Genomic DNA, 16,456 nt, shown 5'->3' on the forward strand with positions numbered 1-16,456 from the left:
AATCGCGCGCCGCCGCGGGCAGCATGCCTCGTCAGTCAAGAGTTGGCGCTGGCGGGACGGCGATTCTGTTTGTGGCCGATTTGTTTTCCACCCCCGAGCAAGGGCGTGCGGTCACGGCCTGCAAGACCGGTGTCCCCCGGAGGGCCGAGCGGTCAGCTGCGACCCGTTGCGGCGTGCAGCTTGAGCCCGAGCGCGGCGACGACTTTAAGGATGGTATCGAAACCTGGACTACGCTCGCCGGACAGCGCCTTGTAAAGGCTTTCGCGGGACAGCCCGGCATCCCGAGCGACCTGTGACATGCCCTTGGCGCGAGCGATATCGCCAAGTGCCTTGGCAATGAAGGCGGCATCCCCATTGGCTTCTTCAAGGCAGGCTTCAAGGTAAGCCGCCATCTCCTCGGGAGTTCTGAGGTGCTCGGAAACGTCATAGCGAGTGGTGACGGTTTTGGCCATGGTTGCTACTCCAAAAGATTACGTGCGAGACGCAAGGCGGCCTTGATGTCTCTGGCTTGGGTACTCTTGTCTCCACCGGCCAGCAGGATGATCAACTCTCGCCCCCGCTTCTTGAAATACACCCGGTAACCGGGACCGTAGTCGATCCGCAACTCCGAGACACCTTCGCCGATCGGCTCGACGTCCCCGGGGTTTCCGGCAGCGAGCCGTTCAATCCTGGCCTGGACGCGCGCCCTCGCCTGAAGGTCGCGCAAGGCGTCGAGCCACTGAGCGAAGAGGTCAGTTTTGCGAATTTCTATCAAGAAGGCACTGTAGCCATGCGGCTACATATTGTCAATATCACGGAATCGAATGCGAGACTCACCCATTTGATTTGGCACATTCGATCCAAGAGTTGGCGCTGGCGGGACGGCGACGCACCGTCAATTGGCCCCGAAGCGGGCCTCCAAATCGCCGCGGTTACCAACGCCCTGGCAGTCGTTAAGGATTCCTTAATAACTGAATTTCCTGCCAGCTTGGCCGCCGCTTGAACTGTCAAGAAATCCTTGACAGTTGCTGCTGCGGCCCGTTGGCTGCTCACGCGGTTACATCCTTCAGCATGGCCATGATGTCCTTTTCGTGAGCGAGGATTTCGGCCTCGATCTCTTTCAGCAGGCGCGGCACTTCGCATTCGATCAAATTTAGCCTAGCCTATTTGATTCCGATCCCGTCGTCGGTATATATGACGTGGCGGTTGCCCTCAACTGCTCCGCATAGTTGAAAATGTCATCGACGCTTTCCAATGGCAATTGTTCTTCATCCTTACTTCCGTTGAAGATTCCGAGCCGAAGCTTTTGGGTATTGTTGAATCGCAAACGGCAGATTGGCTTTCGGTTATTGTCGTCAAGGAGAATTGCACAATAGCTTTGGGCATCGCGCATAACGATGCGCCGCGGAGTTACAAGTTCTCTAAGAATTGCGCGGACGGCGTGGAATCCCTCAATTTCTTCCGGCGAGGTCGCAACCTGGGGCTCGGTTGATGGATCGACTGGAATCACGGGAGCAGCGGGAGTAGCTGCCGGTGCCGATTCAGAAGCCATGGCTCCTTTAAGCCTCTCGTTAATGCGTTCCGCAATGAGTTGCTCGAATGCGCGCTTGGCGATGAGCGTGAACTGGTCTTTCACAGTGGGAGTGAAGCGTCTGTTTCCAAGCAGATCGGCCGAAACGAGGCGCACAAATTCCTCGGAAGGATTGGCCATCCATTCAGCCAAACGGTTTTGAATGGCTCGCGTGAACTTGAGGTCGTTGGCAGTGGTCAGGATCGTATCCAGATCAAAAGCCGACTTCGCGAATTTCTTCAGTTCCTCAACGTCGCGGTCCTTGAATTCAAGAATGTTGAATTCAAAGAATGGCTTTTCGTCCATCTTGTTTGGCTGTTCGAGATCGGTGAAGAACCTATAAATGAAACCGTTCGTCAGAACGCCAAAGCGAGCAGAAGTGACATGGAAGTATCGGAAGAGCTGGCCGGCGTGATTGATATTCAGGTCGGCACCAGCTTTTTTGCACTCAAAAAGAATGATCGGCTTACCGTCTTTCAGAACCGCATAGTCGACCTTCTCGCCCTTCTTTGTGCCGACGTCAGCAACAAACTCGGGTGTCACTTCCATCGGATCGAAGACGTTGTAGCCGAGTATCTGAATAAGTGGCATGACCATGGAGGTCTTCGTAGCCTCCTCCGTTTGGATCATGTCCTTGGTGTTCGCGATCCGTGACGACAGTACGCGTAGGTGATCAATGAAGTCCATCGGTTCTCTCCCCTAAGTAAAGTTGTGTGATTGGCGCTTCGTCCTCATCGCTGCAAAAAAATGGGCCTTAACGTGGAGCCGGCCGGCGCTGCGCGGATTTATCGCACAGAGCTGGTTGAGCACGGTTGGGGGCGTATCGGATGTGTTCATTTGATGCGCCGAAGCACCCCCATTTCCGTGCGGACTGAATTGGGACCCGTGACGGTGTAACGCATTGCCATGCCTTTAGCTATGCCGTCTTGGTAAGTGACGATAACGTCATTGCCTTTTACTTCGTAGGAAACTTTCTCGATGATACCGAGAGCCTCGGTTTCGCCATGCCTGAACTTAACGGTCATCGGCACTAGGCCACTCATCTTCCAGGTTCCTGCCAGAGGTCCAGGGTCGCCACTAGAGCAACCAGCGATAGACAACAAACATGCAAGGGTTAGTAAGAAGCGAAATGGATTGGTCATGATGACGTGAGCCAGAAGATAAATTGTTTAGGCCCCGCACTAAGCATTGAGATCTCGCTTTGCAATTGTGCGAAGCGCGGAAAGACATTTGGCAATTGCTGCACCCTCGGCGTCCAGATGCTCCCAGTACGACGGGGCGCCCGATGCCTCAAGCAATTCGCTGTTGAGGGTGTCGAGAAGTGCTACGGCCGCTGGAGAGAAGATTAGTGCTCCCATGTCGGTGAGCCGTCTCAAGTCAGAGCGCCCCTTCGCATATGAAGTCAGGAGTTCAGTTTTGGCCTTCTCGTCAATTTCGTGGCCTTGTACCTCAGCCCGCATTTCAGTCTCGGTGCAGTGTTTCATGAAATGCAGCGCCTCAATGACCTTTGTGTATGAGTCAAGACGACGCTCAAACCATTTCTCCGAACGAAAGCGGCTCAGCGAGAGCTTGACCGTAAGCCATGCCGTCAGGACTGCCACCGGGATACCAGCAAGGATATTCAGTAGAGGTTGCCAGTCGCTCATGAATGAGAGGCCCGACGTTTGAATTCACCGATGCTGCGTGGCTTTTTCGCGCAGCGTCCGGTGGAATGATGGGTTGGGCCTCTGGGTGACAATTGCATAGATTTGCCTTAAAGGCGATCTACGACAGCGGCGGGGATGCTATGAATCATGAGGCAATGAGGTCGGCTCGTTGGCCTGACTACAAGAATCTCAGTCAGTACTTCGGATTGTGCTTTTGTCCGATCACCCTTCCCTTGGTTAGCTGCTTTGACGTGATCCAGCGCTCGCTCACGCGCTTGCTTCTCATCCGAAGCAGTAACAACAAGCTCTCGGACGCTTTCATCGCCTTGTGTGTGAATGTAGACCCGAAACAACCTTTCCATTTCAGTACTCCTTTGCTGAGTCAAAAAGCGTAACGGTGCAGAAAGTCGGGGTTTGTAAGGCGGAATACCGACCGGAAGTAGCTATGAATTTCGGAAGCCAGTGAGCGTTGCCTTGTCATGTGATAAGAGGCCCAACGAATAGCGTCTATCCGCCGCAATGACCCTCCGTGCTCGACTCACTCTCCCTCAGCGGCGGATAAACGCTATTCGTTATGCGTCGCTCAAAAATGACAGAACATCTATTTCTTTCTCGCTCGGCCTGATGCTGATTTTCCTTTTGGGGTGTCGATTACAGCAAGCATCGCCGCTCGCCCCCCTTTTTTGTTTGCTTCGAGTACCTTCTTTAGTAATGCTACCGACTGTTGCCCTGCGCCGATCCAGCCGACTCTTGCGAGTTGGATAAACTCGGTATTGTTCAAGTAACGCGGGCAGTTGTGATATCCAACTGACAGCCCACCTTTAACCCCGATGGCCTCTGGCACAGTGAGGAACTCCCTTAAATGGGGTTCCGATAATGTGATTCCTGGAACTAGGCTGTCATCTCGCGCATCTGGACGGAACTGCTCGCAAAACTTAAAGTAAAAAGGCTCATCGTTAAGGCGATAGCTCCAGATTGTCGGAGAACATGGGGAGGCCGATATCGTTTTGGTGGCAGCACGAAAGGCGGCCATGCTGCCTAGCTGTGAATGGAGATTGGATGATGGACTAACTTGATATGCCCATCCTTCACCCCCTTTGGCCATCCTCTTGTATTGCAGGAGCAAAAAGTTCTCGTAGCAGGTGCTGTAGATAATTAGATCGATGCCGAGTACGGTTTCGAGGTCTGTCTTATCCACTACGTGAACACGTACTGAGCGATCTGAACCATCCGAGAACACCGCTGAGTGTGAAGCTTGTGGTCCGAGCAATAAGTTGAAAACTCTTGCATCATGCTCAAGAAGACTTCGTTCCTGAATTGGCAAGGCATCCAGCAAATCAAGGATTGAATTGGCCTTCTCAATGTTGTCAACTTTCATCGCCTTCATCACGGATGCGCGATCAAGTTGTGCGATATCCAGTGTCAGGCCAAGTCCGTCACGTTGCTCATTCAGTCGTTCGACACGGTTTGATTGGCCCAATATGCGGCGTTCTGTCTCACGCGAAGAAATGAGCTGTGCAACTGCTTCAGCGGACTTTGGGCGAGCCCGACAAAGCTCAACGATCAAGGCGTCCCAGGTAGTCGGTTCAGTTCGCTTTAAAGTTTCAGGAGTACAGACCACCGAATGCAGGTCAGTAACAAGAAATTCCGAATCTGTAACTGGCTCATCGAAGACAACCATCTTCGACATTCGCATTTTTAGTTTTCCTGAACCGCCGCTGCCATGCATTCGTTCCATCAGTGCGATCGCAGATATTGAGATAGGCGCAGCGTTTAGCACAAGCAAGACCAATTCTCTCCGCTCAAATGACCAGTCGAGTGCGGAGAATGATTCTGTAAGCTCTGTGCCCGAATGGAGGCGTTCTGCGAGCCACTGGGTTCGCTCTGGCTCAAATGTCAGAACAAAACCAGAATATTGAATAGGCGCTTTCGTCTTCCTTTTCGGCATGGCAATTACCTAAAACGCATCCAAAAGATAGCAACGTAGAGACGCATAACCTGAAATGTAGGCCATTACAAATGCCCAGATACAGACTCTTGTGTCCGGATTTGGCAATCCAAATGCGCACATGACAATCGCCGAGTTCCCATATTCAGGCATAGCAGTAGTTTCCATAGATAGGCATTTGTGTTGGCTATCGCATGTACTGCGCGACCTGGACGAACGAGTAAATGACGCCAGCTTAGCCCCCTTCCATGCCGCTCGCAAGCCTCGCGGCGCAGGTGGGGCGGACGCGGCGGCGGCCCTTATGAGCCGCCGAGCGAGGAGCCGTGCCAGAAGTTTTCCGCTGGCGTTGTTTGACGCCGTCCCGCGCAGCGGCGTTCAGGCGCGCAAAGCGAGAAGTGAGTTTAGCCAGCAGCCTGGCGCGGCCCCGCAGCGAGGGGAGCCGCAGGCCGGCGTTCAGGGGCGACGACGCGGCCGGTCCGCCGGGGCTGGAAAAAAGCCTGGACGCCGTTTTGCGCCGGGTTGACGGATGCATCGCCGTGTCGCCAGCGCCAACTCTTGAGCCAATCAGGCGCAATCAAAGGGGCCGTGCTCGAATTGAATTCGCATCGCCGTGAATAGCACGATTACCGGAACCACAGCGGTCGGAGTGTGGCCTCTTCGGTAAGAGTTGGCGCTGATGAAGCCGTTGCGGATGGCGACACGGCGAAGTTTCCGCACTCATCTCTTGCCCTTGGCCGCATTGCTCTTGCTGGCCTTGTCTTCCGTCACAAATCCAATCGACCGCTTGGGCGGATCGGGCGGGGTCATGAGCTGGCGGATGACCTCGAATACTTGCTTCAACTGCGCACGGGTGTTTTGCGCGAAGGTATCGTGCCGCATCGACAGAGCCTCGGTCTTTTCTTCGAGTTCGTTCAAGCGCGCGGCCAGATCGCCGTGGATGGCCGCCAGTTCGCGCACGCGCACGAAGGTGCGCATGATCTCGATATTGACGACGATGGCGCGCGGGCTGTTGAGTACCGACGAGAGCATGGCGACGCCTTGCTCGGTGAAGGCATAGGGCGCGGTACGACGACCGCCGCGCCCGGTGTTTGAGGTCACAATTTGTGATCTCAAAGCCGCAAGGTCTTGATTCTCCATCTGGAACATGAAGTCGCTGGGGAAGCGATCGAGGTTGCGCTTGACGGCCTGCACCAGGATGCGGGTTTCCACGCCGTAGAGTTCGGCGAGGTCGCTGTCGAGCATCACCCGCTGCTCGCGCAGCACGACGATGCGGCTGCCGATCAATGATTGCAGCGGAGCAGCGGCTTGCCCGGTGCTCACTTGACGCTCTCCAGCTCCGCCGCCCGCCATTCACCGTTGATCAGAGGTTCTGGATTGTTCATTGGTGGCCTTCGCTGTTTCAGAACGGCGCTGATCGCAGGTATCGCACGAACATCGCACACGACGAAATGACGCCAGCTTAGCCCCCTTCCATGCCGCTCGCAAGCCTGAGGCGCAGGCGGGGCGGGCGCGGCGGCGGCCCTTATGAGCCGCCGAGCGAGGAGCCGTGCCAGGAGATTTCCGCTGGCGTTGTCCGACGCCGTCCCGCGCAGCGGCGTTCAGGCGCGCAAAGCGAGAAGCGAGTTTAGCCAGCGGCCTGGCGCGGCCCCGCAGCGAGGGGAGCCGCAGGCCGGCGAGTCAGGGACGGCGACGCGCCCGGTCCACCGGGGCAGGGGCATGGCCCTGGACTCCGGCTTGCGCCGGGGTGACGGATTCACATTCGCCGGAGGGATACGTCGCCGTGTCTCCAGCGCCAACTCTTGAGCCAATCAGGCGTTGTAATCGATCCTTTGCGGATCGTTGACGTCCAGGAAGCGCTGGTTGCCAGCGCGGCCGATCAAGACGGCGCCACGACCCATTTCGGCACCGCCGGAACGCGGGATCAGCACCGGCCACCTGTTTGACCCCGGCGCAGTGCGACAATCCGCCGGTGCCGAGCATCCCTGCCGAACAAACAGTCCAAACCAAGTTCACAATAGCGCTATGTCAAACCCGTTAGCGATTCCGACTGCCGACATCACCGGCCTGCTGCTGGCAGGCGGCATGGGGCGGCGCATGGGTGGCGCGGACAAGGGGCTGATCGCCCTCGACGGCGTGCCGATGGCGAGCATGGTGCTGGAGCGCCTGCGGCCCCAGGTCGGCGCGTTGCTGATCAACGCCAATCGCCATCTCGATCGGTGGCAGGCCTACGGACTACCCGTGGTGAGCGACGAGATCGGCGGCTTTTCGGGGCCGCTGGCCGGGATCCATGCCGGCTTGCTGGCGAGCACGACACCCTGGCTGCTGACCGTGCCCTGCGATTCGCCGTATTTCCCGCTGGACCTCGCCCGCCGGCTCGCGGCCGCTGCCGCCGTGAGCGGCGCGCGGCTTGCCGTGGCGCGCTGCGACGGCCGGCTGCAGCCGGTGTTCGCCTTGCTGCGGCGCGAGTTGCTGCCTGCGCTCGAAGCCTATCTGCAGGGCGGCGGCCGCAGGATGGAAACCTGGCTCGCCGAGGTTGGCAGCATCGCGGTCGATTTCGACGACATGGCGGCCTTCGCCAATATCAATACGCCCGAGGAGCTGGAGCAACTGGGCCGACGTTAGGCGGCAACGAAGCAGGAAAGCGGTACAACGCGAACTCAGTAGACCAGGGTCGCCCATTCCGGATCGAGCGCACGATCGACGAAGGCGCTGGCGGCTATCGTGCCGGCATACTCCGGAATCAAGGCTTCGTCCTTGGCGACCAGCGCGCCCATGGCCATGGCGCAGGCGCGAAAGCTGACATCGAGGTTTGCCGCCTGACGCATCATGTTGTAGATCGAAGTTTCGCTCTCCGGCCAGGGTCGCAGGCCATCGGCGACGCCGGCCACCAGCAGGCGCACGGCCGGGCCGGCGAAGTGAATTTCCACTTCGCAATCGAAGGCTGCCGCTGCGGCGGCGTGTACGAAGGGCGTGGCGCAGAGCTGCGGACGCTCCGGCGTGGCCGACCAGAGCAGGATGGCGAGCTTGCTGCGCCGTGGGTTCACAGGACTACCCTCCCCCCAGCCCCCAGCCCGAGGCAGGGGGTGACGGCAGTTCGCCGCTGCGCGGCTCCGGATATGGGATGGCGCCCCTTCGGGCGGCCGTGCGGGCCGCTCACAGGAACTCCGCGTCGGGTTCGCTGCGCCGCAGGTGCTCGCGATAACTGGTCGCATCGATCAAGCCGGCGCGCTCCGCCTCCCAGGCGAGGGGCCGCCCGCGCACCATCCAGCCGGCATGATAGGGGTCGCGATTGATCATGGCCGGACGCTCCTCGGCAGCCTCGTTGGCTTCCAGCAGCACCAACGACAATGGCGCATGCACGGCGAGCACGGTCTTGGCGCATTCGACCGTGCCCAGGCCGCGCCCCAGCGCCACTTCGGCGCCCTTCGGCTTGGCCGTGAAGCCGATGATCTCGCCCGCGAGAAAGATGCCGAAGGCGCTGGCGCCGATCACCACCTCGGCGCCCTCGCGCCTCACCCACATGTCGTACTGCGGATGGTAGAGCAGGCCGTCGGGCACGGCGCCGCGAAAGGTCGGGCTCATGAGACTGGCGGAAGAGAGCGGGAGTCGAACCCACCAGGGACCGCATGGCGACCCCTGCCGGTTTTGAAGACCGGCCGCCCCACCGGGGAACGTTCTCTTCCGTTGTTGAACATCATCGTGACAGCCACTCCGGAGGGGTGTCGCGGCTTCGCAACAGGTGCTCGTCGCGGACGCGGCGAGTGTAGCCGATGCGGTCGAAGAATTCGAGGATGTGGATCGCCACCTTGCGTCCGCCGCCGCCATCGCGGTAAATAATGTCGCGCAGATCGGCGGCGCGCGCGGCGGCCTTTTCGGCGTTGAGCTCGGCGACGATGGCGGCGAGTTGCGCCACCGCTTCTGCGGTGAAGTAATGGTCGTGCGCCACCGGATAGAGCTCGCCGGCCCGCGCCAGGCGGCGGAACAACTGGCGCACCACGTCCTCGGCGGTGCCCGAATCGCGCGCCACGTCGCGCACCCGCGGCGGGCCGAGGGACTGGGCATCGAGCAGGGGCTTCAGCACGGCGAACAGCTCGCGGTCGCCGGCGGCGAGACTGGCCCGGTGCTCGGGCAGATGCAGCCAGGCGCGGGAGGCACTCAGCCTTCCCGCGCCGAGCAGTTCGGCCACCAGCGCGTCGAAGGCGGCGCGCGCCAGGGTCGGCAGGGTCAGCCGGCGCAGGCGCTCGCGCTCGACACCGACCATGTCGGGGGCGCGCAGGTGTTCGGTGGCAAGCGCCGCCAGCAGGCGTTCGCCCAGCGCCTGCCAGCAGGCTGCGGCGAAGCCGATCTGCTCCTCGCCGCTCTCCACCACGCGCAGGCCGGCCGCCTGCCACAGCGCCGCGGCCGCGTCGTCGGCCAGATTCCAGTTGGCGGCGAAGCGCTCGAGATCGACGCCGGCAGCCGATTGTCCGGCCAGCAGATGCAGGCTCGTCGCCGGATCGTCGTCGCGCAGCGCGGCGAGCAGCGCCAGCCGGGCCGGGCTGCGCTTGTGCCGCGTCGGCGGAAAACAGTCGAGCACGCGCCCGCCGGCGATGCTGTGGCGGGCCGAGGCGTCGCGCAGCACGAAGCGGTCGCCGCGCACCGCCAGCGTCTCGCGGTCGAGCAGGATTTCGGCCAGCGCAGTGGCGCCGGGCGCGAGCAGGTCGCCTTCGAGCAGTGCGACGCGGCCGGTGATGTCGGCGGCGCCGAGATGGACATGCACCGGCGTCCAGTGCTTGAGCGCGGCCTGCGTCGCGGGCACGCGCAGTTCGGCCTGGAAGCGCGTCAAACTGCGCGCAGCGGCGGGTTCGACGACCCACATACCGCGCTCGATGTCCTGCTTTTCGAAATCGCCGGCCAGCGCCAGCGCGCAGCGCTCGCCGGCCTGGCCGTGAGTGGCCGGACGATCCTGCACATGCAGGCTTTTCACGCGCGCCCTGATTCCGCCATGACTGCCGCGTTGCGCAGGGGCGATGTTCACCGTGTCGCCAGCGCCAACTCTTCCCGAGAAGGCGGTGCCGGTGACCACCGTGCCCAGCCCTGCCAGCGTGAAGCAGCGGTCGATGGCGAGGCGGAAGCGGCCCGTGGCGCGGCGCGCCGGGTGCGCGGCGGCCGCCGCGTCGAGATGGGCGCGCAGCTCGGCGACGCCCGCGCCGGTGGTCGCCGACAGCGCGAACACCGGGCTGCCCTGCAGGCGCGTGCCGGCCAGCAGGGCCTCGATCTCTTCGCGCGCCGCGGCGATGCGCGGGGCATCGACCGCATCGCACTTGGTCAGCGCCACCGCGCCGCGATGGAGGCCGAGCAGGTCGAGCAGTTCCAGGTGCTCGCGCGTCTGCGGCATCGGGCCGTCGTCGGCGGCGATCACCAGCAGCACGAAGTCGATGCCGGTGGCGCCGGCCAGCATGTTGTGCACCAGCTTCTCGTGGCCGGGCACGTCGATGAAGCCGAGCACCGAACCGTCGGCCTGGGGGACGTAGGCATAGCCGAGGTCGAGCGTGATGCCGCGCGCCTTCTCCTGCGGCAGGCGATCGGCATCGACGCCGGTAAGCGCCTTCACCAGCGTGGTCTTGCCGTGGTCGATGTGACCCGCAGTTCCGATAATCATGTGCCGATAATCATTTCACGACAATCATGCGGCCGTGACTTCCTTCGAGCTCAGCTTGTACACGAAGCTCGCGGGGTCGAGGCTGTCGAACCGGCCCGTATCGTTCTCGGCCTGCGGATACATCAGGAAGGGGACCTTCGCGCCGCTCGAACCCGGCAGCTTGAGGTCGTGGGCGAAGTTGTAGGCCAGCCAGTTCATCTCCCAGGCGCCGAAGAGTTTTTGCCGCGCGGCGACCACGACATCGTCACGCAGCGTAAGACCGGGCTTTTCCTCCAGCACCACCTTGCGCACGTCGGCCGGATCGACCGGCACCCAGCCGAAGTTCGCCAGCCAGACCTCGGCCCGGCAGTGTTGCGCGCGGCTGATGTCGCCGCTCTTGCCCAGGCTCTTGTAGCCGAAGCGCGAATCGGCCACACGCACGCCATACACGTCGCGCGCCGGCAGGCCGATGGCGCGGGCCAGGCCCACGTACAACGCATTGAGGTCGGCGCACTTGCCGCTGAGGTTGCCGGTTTCGAGCATGGCGCGGATGTCGCCGGTGCCGCAGCCCTTGGTCTTCGGATTGCGCTCGGTGTTGTCCACCACCCATTCGTAGATCGCCCGCGCCTGGTCGAGGTCGCTCCTGGCGCCCTTGGTGATTTCCACCGCGGTTTTACGCACGATACCGCCGGTCGGCAGCAGTTCGGTGGCGCGCGTATAGAGCGCGCGGCTGGCGCGGTCGAGGTCGGCCACCTTGCCCGGCCGGGCCAGATCGATGGCGCGGTCGCGCGTGGCGAAGCGGCTCACGACTTCCAGCAGCGGCGCGGGCTCGCCGGCATCCCATTGCGCGGCCAGCATCTGCGAGCCATAGGCCGGATCGCGCACTTGCTGCACGGCGGCGGCGCTGCCCTGCCAGAGGTTGCCCATCGGCTTTATCCAGGCGGCATCGTCGACGGCGGGCAGCGGCAGCCAGGCGCGCGGCGCGCCGCTGGCTGCCGAGAGTTCGAGACGGCTGGTGACTTCGAACACGCGCCAGCCGTTGGCCGGGTCGGGGTTGAAGCCGCCAGCGGCTAAGCCAAAGCGCGGTACGGACAACGCTGCCGCGGAAAGTGCGGCGGTCTTGATGAAAGCACGTCGGTCCATGGTTTTCTCCGGGGGGATTAGTGGATGAGTCTTGTTAGTTGCTTGTCTATGGCGGGCGCATCCCAGTCGATGGCGCCCTGGCCGCGCAGGACAACGCGATGGCGGCGATCGAGGACGACGGTGGTCGGCAGCACGCGTGCGTCCCAGGCGCGGCTGATGGTTTGCTCGCGGTCGTGCAGCACCGGCAAGGTCTGCTTTTCGGGCAGGGTTTCCCAGAGGAACTCCTCCACCCGTTTGGCATTGTCGGCAACGGCGACGGTCAGCACGGTCAGGCCCTGCGCCTGCCAGCGCGTGGCGAGGCTGGCCAGCGCGGGCATTTCCTCGCGACAGGGTTCGCACCAGGTGGCCCAGAAGTTGATCAGCACGGGCTTGCCCCGGTGCTGCGCCAGCAACTGCGCGAGTCGCCGGTCCGCGCCGGCCGGCACGCTGCGCGGCGCGACCGGCTTGAGCACGGCGCTGTCGGCAGCGAACGCCGGCGACTGCAGCAGCAGCCAGACCAGCGGCGCCGCAATCGCAGGGAGGAACAGGCCTCGTCGCCTCATGCTGTCTCCGTTTGTGCGGCCTGTGCGGCCAGCACCGCGGGCAAGCCCGCCAGCGCCGCCGCGAACTCGAATTCCTCGCCAAGCTCCAGGCAGCGCAGATCGAGCAGCAAGGCACCGTCCTCGATGCGACCGATGAGCGGCCTGGACAAGCTGCGCAGGCCGCGCTCGATGCGGTTCAGCACGCCGCCGCGCCGCGCCTGCGGCCGGATGGCGAAGCCGGCCGAGGGCAGGCGGTCGATCGGCAGCGAGCCGGAGCCGATCTGCGATCCCAGCTGGATGATCGTCGCCGTCACCGGAAGTTCCGCCAGCGCCGCCTGCAGCGCCGGCAGCAGGCGCGCCGCCTGGGCCGCGATTTCGGCCTCGGGCCGCGTCAATTGGCGCAGCGCGGTGAGGCGCAGGTGCAGCCGCGCGGGGTCGCGGTAAAGCGCCAGCACCGCTTCGAGCGCCGCCAGCGTCAGCTTGCCGACGCGCAGCGCGCGCTTCAACGGGTTCTTCTTGATCTTCGCGATGAGATCCTTGCGCCCGACCAGCAGGCCGGCCTGCGGCCCGCCCAGCAGCTTGTCGCCGGAGAAGCAGACGAGGTCGGCGCCGGCGGCGATCGCCTCGGCCGCGGTCGGCTCGTGCGGCAGGCCATAGGCCGTGAGGTCGGCCAGCGTGCCGCTGCCCAGGTCGATGACGAAGGGCAGCCCGTGTTGATGCGCCAGCGCGGCGAGTTCGACTTCCGGCACGGCATGGGTGAAACCATGGATCGCGTAATTGCTGGCGTGGACCTTCATCAGCATCGCCGTGCGCGCAGCGCCGGCCGCCAGCGCTTCGGCGAAATCCTTGAGATGGGTGCGGTTGGTGGTGCCGACTTCGACCAGTTTGGCGCCGGCGCGGCTCATGATGTCGGGCACGCGAAAGGCGCCGCCGATCTCGACCAGTTCGCCGCGCGAAACGATCACCTGCTTTTTCTGCGCCAGGGTGTTGAGCAGCAGGAACACCGCCGCGGCATTGTTGTTCACCACCGTCGCGGCTTCGGCGCCGGTCAGTTCGCAGAGCAGCCCATCGACCACGCTGTCGCGGTCGCCGCGGCCGCCCGACTCGATGTCGTATTCCAGCGCGCAGGGCGCACGCGCGGCGGCGATCAGCGCCTGCACGGCCTCCTCGGGCAGCGGCGCGCGGCCGAGGTTGGTGTGCAGCACGGTGCCGGAGAGGTTGAACACCGGGCGCAATTTCGGGCGCATTGCCGCCGTCACGCCAGCGCCAACTCTTGCGATCAGCGCCGCGTCGTCGGGCAGCGGCGCACCCTGCCTGATTTCGCCGCGCGCCGCGGCGAGCACCGCGCGGATGCCGCCGGTGACCACGGCATGACCGTGGGCGTCGACCAGCGCGGCGAGCGTCGGCGCGGACAGCAGGCGGTCGACGGAAGGAAGTTGCGAAAGTGGATTCATGATTTCACCCGAACCGGGCAGAAACGCGATGGATTGATTCTAAAGCATCCTGCCGCCCGCGTGCTTCAGCCGCCCGGCACCAGCAGCAGGTTGGGCCCGCTGCGGGCATAGCCGGCTTCGTCGACCAGGATGTCGAGGGCCAGCGTGGCAAGGTCGTCGGCAACCGGATCGACCGGGCCCTTTTCGGTATAGACGATCTTGAGGTAGCTCTTGCAGGAATCGCAGGTTTCGGCGCGCACGGCCCCCGCGCCCTGTTTGCCTTCGGCTTCGAGGTGGCGGTAGCTGATGCCTTCGGTGGCGTCGCAGGCGGAGCACTTGACGCGCACCAGGTTCCATTCGGTATTGCACAGGGCGCAGTGCAGGTAGCGCAGACCGCCGACCTCGCCGATGCCGCGCACCACGCTGGCGACCGGCAGGAAGCCGCAGCAGGGGCAGACGCCGGGCACGTCGAGCGCGGCGATCTGGGCAGCGCCGAGGCGCGCCGCGCCGGCGGTCCATAGCACTTGCAGGGCGGCGGCGACATAGGGCAGCAGGGCAGCATCGTCGCCATAGAGTTCGGTATGCAGCACGCGCTCGGCCAGCGCCTCGATGCGTTTCGCATCATAGGCGGCGAGCCGCGCCAGATCCTTGCGGGCGGGTTCCGGCGCCGCCGGGGAGACGGCGGCGATGATCTGCAGCAGGCAGTTGCGCCAGGCCGGGTCGCGCGGCCAGGACTGCGCCGGCAGCAGCGGCATGCGGTGCTCGCGGGCCAGCGCCAGCGCTGCCGCGGCGGGCAGCGTCAACGGCGGCAGCACTTGCAGCGCCTGGTGCTGCGCGCGAGTGATGGCCGCCAGAAAGTGCAGCCAGTCGCTTAAGCTGTGGCCGGCGGCGAGCTGATCGAAGCGCTGCGCGCGCGTGGCGAAAACGCTTGCGGCGGCGGGGGCGATCACATGCGGCGGTTCGCTGCTCGACTTGATCGGGATCACGGGAGTTTGGGTAGGTGCATTCATGGTGGGGAGAGTCTTACATAAAAAACCGCGGGCCGAAGCCCGCGGGTTTGCCGCTGCGGCTGACCGCCGGTTCAGGACTTGCCGGTGACTTGGCGATACCACGCCCGGTGATGCTGCTTGGCCCAGGCGCGGGTGACCGTGCCGTACACCATGGCGCGCACCGTTCCCCTGACCCACAGCGCGGCATAGACGTGCACGAAGATCATCGCGATCATGATCGCGGCGATCGCGGCATGGACCACTGCGCCAAGGCGCACCACATCCACCGGCAGGCTGAAATAGGCGCGCCAGAGGAAGATGCCGGAGACGAACAGCAGCAGCACGGAGAGCGCCATGACCCAGAACATCGCCTTCTGCCCACCGTTGTACTTGCCCTGTTCCGGCATGTTGTGGTCGTCGCCATTCATCATCTCGCCGGCACGCGAGAGCCATTCCTTGTCCGCCGGTGTCATGACGTTGAGCGCCCTGAAACGGAAGAACATGACGATGAACGCCACCGCCATGATCACGCCGATGTAGGGATGCAGGATGCGCGCCCAGACCCCGCCGCCGAACAATTGCGTCAGCGGATAGAAGGCCGGATGGAAGAAGGCCAGGCCGGACAGCGCGAGCAGGATGAAGCAGATGCCCACCAGCCAGTGATTGGCCCGCTCATGCGCGTCGTAGCGTGCAAGGTCTTTCGGATTGCGGATCATTTTGTGTCCTCCTTCTCCAGTTCATCCTCAAGCTCTTTGCTGACCTCGTTCGGACCCTTCATGACGTAGTGGAACAGGCTGCCCAGTGCCACGGCAGCCATGGCCACGGATGCCAGCGGCTTGGCGAAGCCCTTCCACAGCGACACCAGCGGACTGATGCTGGGGTCTGCGGGCAGGCCCTTGTAGAGCTCCGGCCGGTCGGCGTGGTGCAGCACGTACATGACGTGGGTGCCGCCCACACCGGCTGGATCGTAGAGCCCCGCCTTGTCGTAGCCGCGCGACTTGAGGTCGACCACACGCTTCGCCGCGTAATCCTTCATCTGCTCTTTCGAGCCGAACTGGATCGCGCCGGTCGGGCACACCTTGGCGCAGGCCGGAGCCTGGCCGACGGCCACCCGATCGGAACACAGCGAGCACTTGTAGGCCTTGTTGTCTTCCTGCGAGATGCGCGGGATGTTGAAGGGACAGCCGGTGATGCAGTAGCCGCAGCCGATGCAGTTTTCCTGGTGGAAATCGACGATGCCGTTGGCGTACTGGATGATGGCACCGGGGGCCGGGCAGGCCTTGAGGCAGCCCGGATCGGCGCAATGCATGCAGCCGTCCTTGCGGATCAGCCACTCCAGCTTGCCTTTCTCTTCCACTTCGGCGTAGCGCATCACGGTCCACGACTTGGCCGTCAGGTCCATCGGATTGTCGTACACGCCGTGGTTGACGCCGACTTCGTCGCGGATGTCGTTCCATTCCATGCACGCCGCCTGGCAGGCCTTGCAGCCGATGCAGGTGGAAACGTCGATCAGCTTGGCCACTTCCGTGGTCTGCCGGACGCCGGGTGCCGGGGTGGTCGTCGCCGAGCGGCGGGCGATATCTAAGCTTTGTAGTGCCATTTAGCTA

At 63.1% G+C, this 16,456-nt stretch carries 17 protein-coding genes and 1 tRNA gene; 1 reads left to right on the top strand and 17 read right to left on the bottom strand.

Annotated elements, in window-relative coordinates:
* Positions 1-152: 152 nt before the first annotated feature.
* From RMO95_RS04335 to RMO95_RS04365, 7 genes are all read right to left on the bottom strand, one after another.
* Entirely contained in the window at positions 153-452 is a 300-nt protein-coding gene (locus RMO95_RS04335; protein WP_310449362.1) for an addiction module antidote protein, read from the bottom strand.
* A gap of 5 nt (positions 453-457) precedes the next feature.
* Entirely contained in the window at positions 458-754 is a 297-nt protein-coding gene (locus RMO95_RS04340) for a type II toxin-antitoxin system RelE/ParE family toxin (protein ID WP_310449363.1), read from the bottom strand.
* A 378-nt stretch (positions 755-1,132) separates the two neighbouring features.
* Positions 1,133-2,236 carry a type I restriction endonuclease gene (locus RMO95_RS04345; RefSeq protein ID WP_310449364.1) on the bottom strand — a complete coding sequence of 368 codons (1,104 nt, stop codon included), beginning with the start codon at positions 2,234-2,236 and terminating at the stop codon, positions 1,133-1,135.
* A gap of 146 nt (positions 2,237-2,382) precedes the next feature.
* Positions 2,383-2,691 carry a hypothetical protein gene (locus RMO95_RS04350; protein ID WP_310449365.1) on the bottom strand — a complete coding sequence of 103 codons (309 nt, stop codon included), beginning with the start codon at positions 2,689-2,691 and terminating at the stop codon, positions 2,383-2,385.
* Positions 2,692-2,730: 39 nt separating this feature from the next.
* On the bottom strand, positions 2,731-3,195 hold the full coding sequence (locus RMO95_RS04355) for a hypothetical protein (RefSeq protein WP_310449366.1): 465 nt from the start codon (positions 3,193-3,195) through the stop codon (positions 2,731-2,733).
* Between the two features lie 601 nt (positions 3,196-3,796).
* A complete protein-coding gene (locus tag RMO95_RS04360; RefSeq protein WP_310449367.1) occupies positions 3,797-5,143 on the bottom strand; it encodes a hypothetical protein in 1,347 nt (448 codons plus the stop codon).
* Positions 5,144-5,860: 717 nt separating this feature from the next.
* The gene (locus RMO95_RS04365) at positions 5,861-6,463 is read right to left on the bottom strand and encodes an ORF6N domain-containing protein (RefSeq protein WP_310449368.1); all 603 of its coding nucleotides are present in this window, start codon (positions 6,461-6,463) and stop codon (positions 5,861-5,863) included.
* Between the two features lie 702 nt (positions 6,464-7,165).
* Between RMO95_RS04365 and mobA the strand changes: the two genes are divergently transcribed.
* Entirely contained in the window at positions 7,166-7,765 is a 600-nt protein-coding gene (mobA, locus tag RMO95_RS04370) for a molybdenum cofactor guanylyltransferase MobA (protein WP_310449369.1), read from the top strand.
* A 35-nt stretch (positions 7,766-7,800) separates the two neighbouring features.
* Here mobA and RMO95_RS04375 read toward each other — a convergent pair whose 3' ends face one another.
* From RMO95_RS04375 to fdxH, 10 genes are all read right to left on the bottom strand, one after another.
* The gene (locus tag RMO95_RS04375) at positions 7,801-8,187 is read right to left on the bottom strand and encodes a DsrE family protein (RefSeq protein ID WP_310449370.1); all 387 of its coding nucleotides are present in this window, start codon (positions 8,185-8,187) and stop codon (positions 7,801-7,803) included.
* Positions 8,188-8,296: 109 nt separating this feature from the next.
* Entirely contained in the window at positions 8,297-8,725 is a 429-nt protein-coding gene (locus RMO95_RS04380; protein ID WP_310449371.1) for a glycine cleavage system protein H, read from the bottom strand.
* A 5-nt stretch (positions 8,726-8,730) separates the two neighbouring features.
* Positions 8,731-8,826: transfer RNA gene (locus tag RMO95_RS04385), tRNA-Sec, on the bottom strand.
* A gap of 11 nt (positions 8,827-8,837) precedes the next feature.
* On the bottom strand, positions 8,838-10,784 hold the full coding sequence (gene selB, locus RMO95_RS04390; protein WP_310449372.1) for a selenocysteine-specific translation elongation factor: 1,947 nt from the start codon (positions 10,782-10,784) through the stop codon (positions 8,838-8,840).
* A 24-nt stretch (positions 10,785-10,808) separates the two neighbouring features.
* Positions 10,809-11,906 (bottom strand): transglutaminase-like domain-containing protein, encoded by a 1,098-nt coding sequence (locus RMO95_RS04395; protein ID WP_310449373.1) that lies wholly within the window; start codon positions 11,904-11,906, stop codon positions 10,809-10,811.
* A gap of 17 nt (positions 11,907-11,923) precedes the next feature.
* A complete protein-coding gene (locus RMO95_RS04400; protein ID WP_310449374.1) occupies positions 11,924-12,448 on the bottom strand; it encodes a TlpA family protein disulfide reductase in 525 nt (174 codons plus the stop codon).
* Positions 12,445-13,881 (bottom strand): L-seryl-tRNA(Sec) selenium transferase, encoded by a 1,437-nt coding sequence (gene selA, locus RMO95_RS04405; RefSeq protein ID WP_310449375.1) that lies wholly within the window; start codon positions 13,879-13,881, stop codon positions 12,445-12,447. Before selA ends, RMO95_RS04400 begins: the two co-directional genes overlap by 4 nt.
* 65 nt (positions 13,882-13,946) lie before the next feature.
* Positions 13,947-14,870: a formate dehydrogenase accessory protein FdhE gene (gene fdhE / locus RMO95_RS04410; protein WP_310449376.1), complete on the bottom strand. Its 924-nt coding sequence runs from the start codon at positions 14,868-14,870 to the stop codon at positions 13,947-13,949.
* A 71-nt stretch (positions 14,871-14,941) separates the two neighbouring features.
* The gene (locus RMO95_RS04415; RefSeq protein ID WP_310449377.1) at positions 14,942-15,565 is read right to left on the bottom strand and encodes a formate dehydrogenase subunit gamma; all 624 of its coding nucleotides are present in this window, start codon (positions 15,563-15,565) and stop codon (positions 14,942-14,944) included.
* Positions 15,562-16,449, bottom strand: coding sequence for a formate dehydrogenase subunit beta (gene fdxH, locus RMO95_RS04420; RefSeq protein WP_310449378.1), 888 nt, complete (start codon positions 16,447-16,449; stop codon positions 15,562-15,564). Before fdxH ends, RMO95_RS04415 begins: the two co-directional genes overlap by 4 nt.
* Positions 16,450-16,456: the final 7 nt, after the last annotated feature.

This window comes from Sulfuritalea sp. (assembly GCF_031426875.1).
In the GTDB taxonomy this organism is placed as follows: Bacteria; Pseudomonadota; Gammaproteobacteria; order Burkholderiales; family Rhodocyclaceae; genus Sulfuritalea.

Bases quoted from the DNA above. Each gene is read 5' to 3' on its own strand.
- RMO95_RS04335 (WP_310449362.1), bottom strand. From the start codon at position 452: ATGGCCAAAACCGTCACCACTCGCTATGACGTTTCCGAGCACCTCAGA.
- RMO95_RS04345 (WP_310449364.1), bottom strand. From the start codon at position 2,236: ATGGACTTCATTGATCACCTACGCGTACTGTCGTCACGGATCGCGAAC.
- RMO95_RS04350 (WP_310449365.1), bottom strand. From the start codon at position 2,691: ATGACCAATCCATTTCGCTTCTTACTAACCCTTGCATGTTTGTTGTCT.
- RMO95_RS04355 (WP_310449366.1), bottom strand. From the start codon at position 3,195: ATGAGCGACTGGCAACCTCTACTGAATATCCTTGCTGGTATCCCGGTG.
- RMO95_RS04360 (WP_310449367.1), bottom strand. From the start codon at position 5,143: ATGCCGAAAAGGAAGACGAAAGCGCCTATTCAATATTCTGGTTTTGTT.
- mobA (WP_310449369.1), top strand. From the start codon at position 7,166: ATGTCAAACCCGTTAGCGATTCCGACTGCCGACATCACCGGCCTGCTG.
- RMO95_RS04380 (WP_310449371.1), bottom strand. From the start codon at position 8,725: ATGAGCCCGACCTTTCGCGGCGCCGTGCCCGACGGCCTGCTCTACCAT.
- selB (WP_310449372.1), bottom strand. From the start codon at position 10,784: ATGATTATCGGAACTGCGGGTCACATCGACCACGGCAAGACCACGCTG.
- RMO95_RS04395 (WP_310449373.1), bottom strand. From the start codon at position 11,906: ATGGACCGACGTGCTTTCATCAAGACCGCCGCACTTTCCGCGGCAGCG.
- RMO95_RS04400 (WP_310449374.1), bottom strand. From the start codon at position 12,448: ATGAGGCGACGAGGCCTGTTCCTCCCTGCGATTGCGGCGCCGCTGGTC.
- selA (WP_310449375.1), bottom strand. From the start codon at position 13,881: ATGAATCCACTTTCGCAACTTCCTTCCGTCGACCGCCTGCTGTCCGCG.
- fdhE (WP_310449376.1), bottom strand. From the start codon at position 14,870: ATGAATGCACCTACCCAAACTCCCGTGATCCCGATCAAGTCGAGCAGC.
- RMO95_RS04415 (WP_310449377.1), bottom strand. From the start codon at position 15,565: ATGATCCGCAATCCGAAAGACCTTGCACGCTACGACGCGCATGAGCGG.
- fdxH (WP_310449378.1), bottom strand. From the start codon at position 16,449: ATGGCACTACAAAGCTTAGATATCGCCCGCCGCTCGGCGACGACCACC.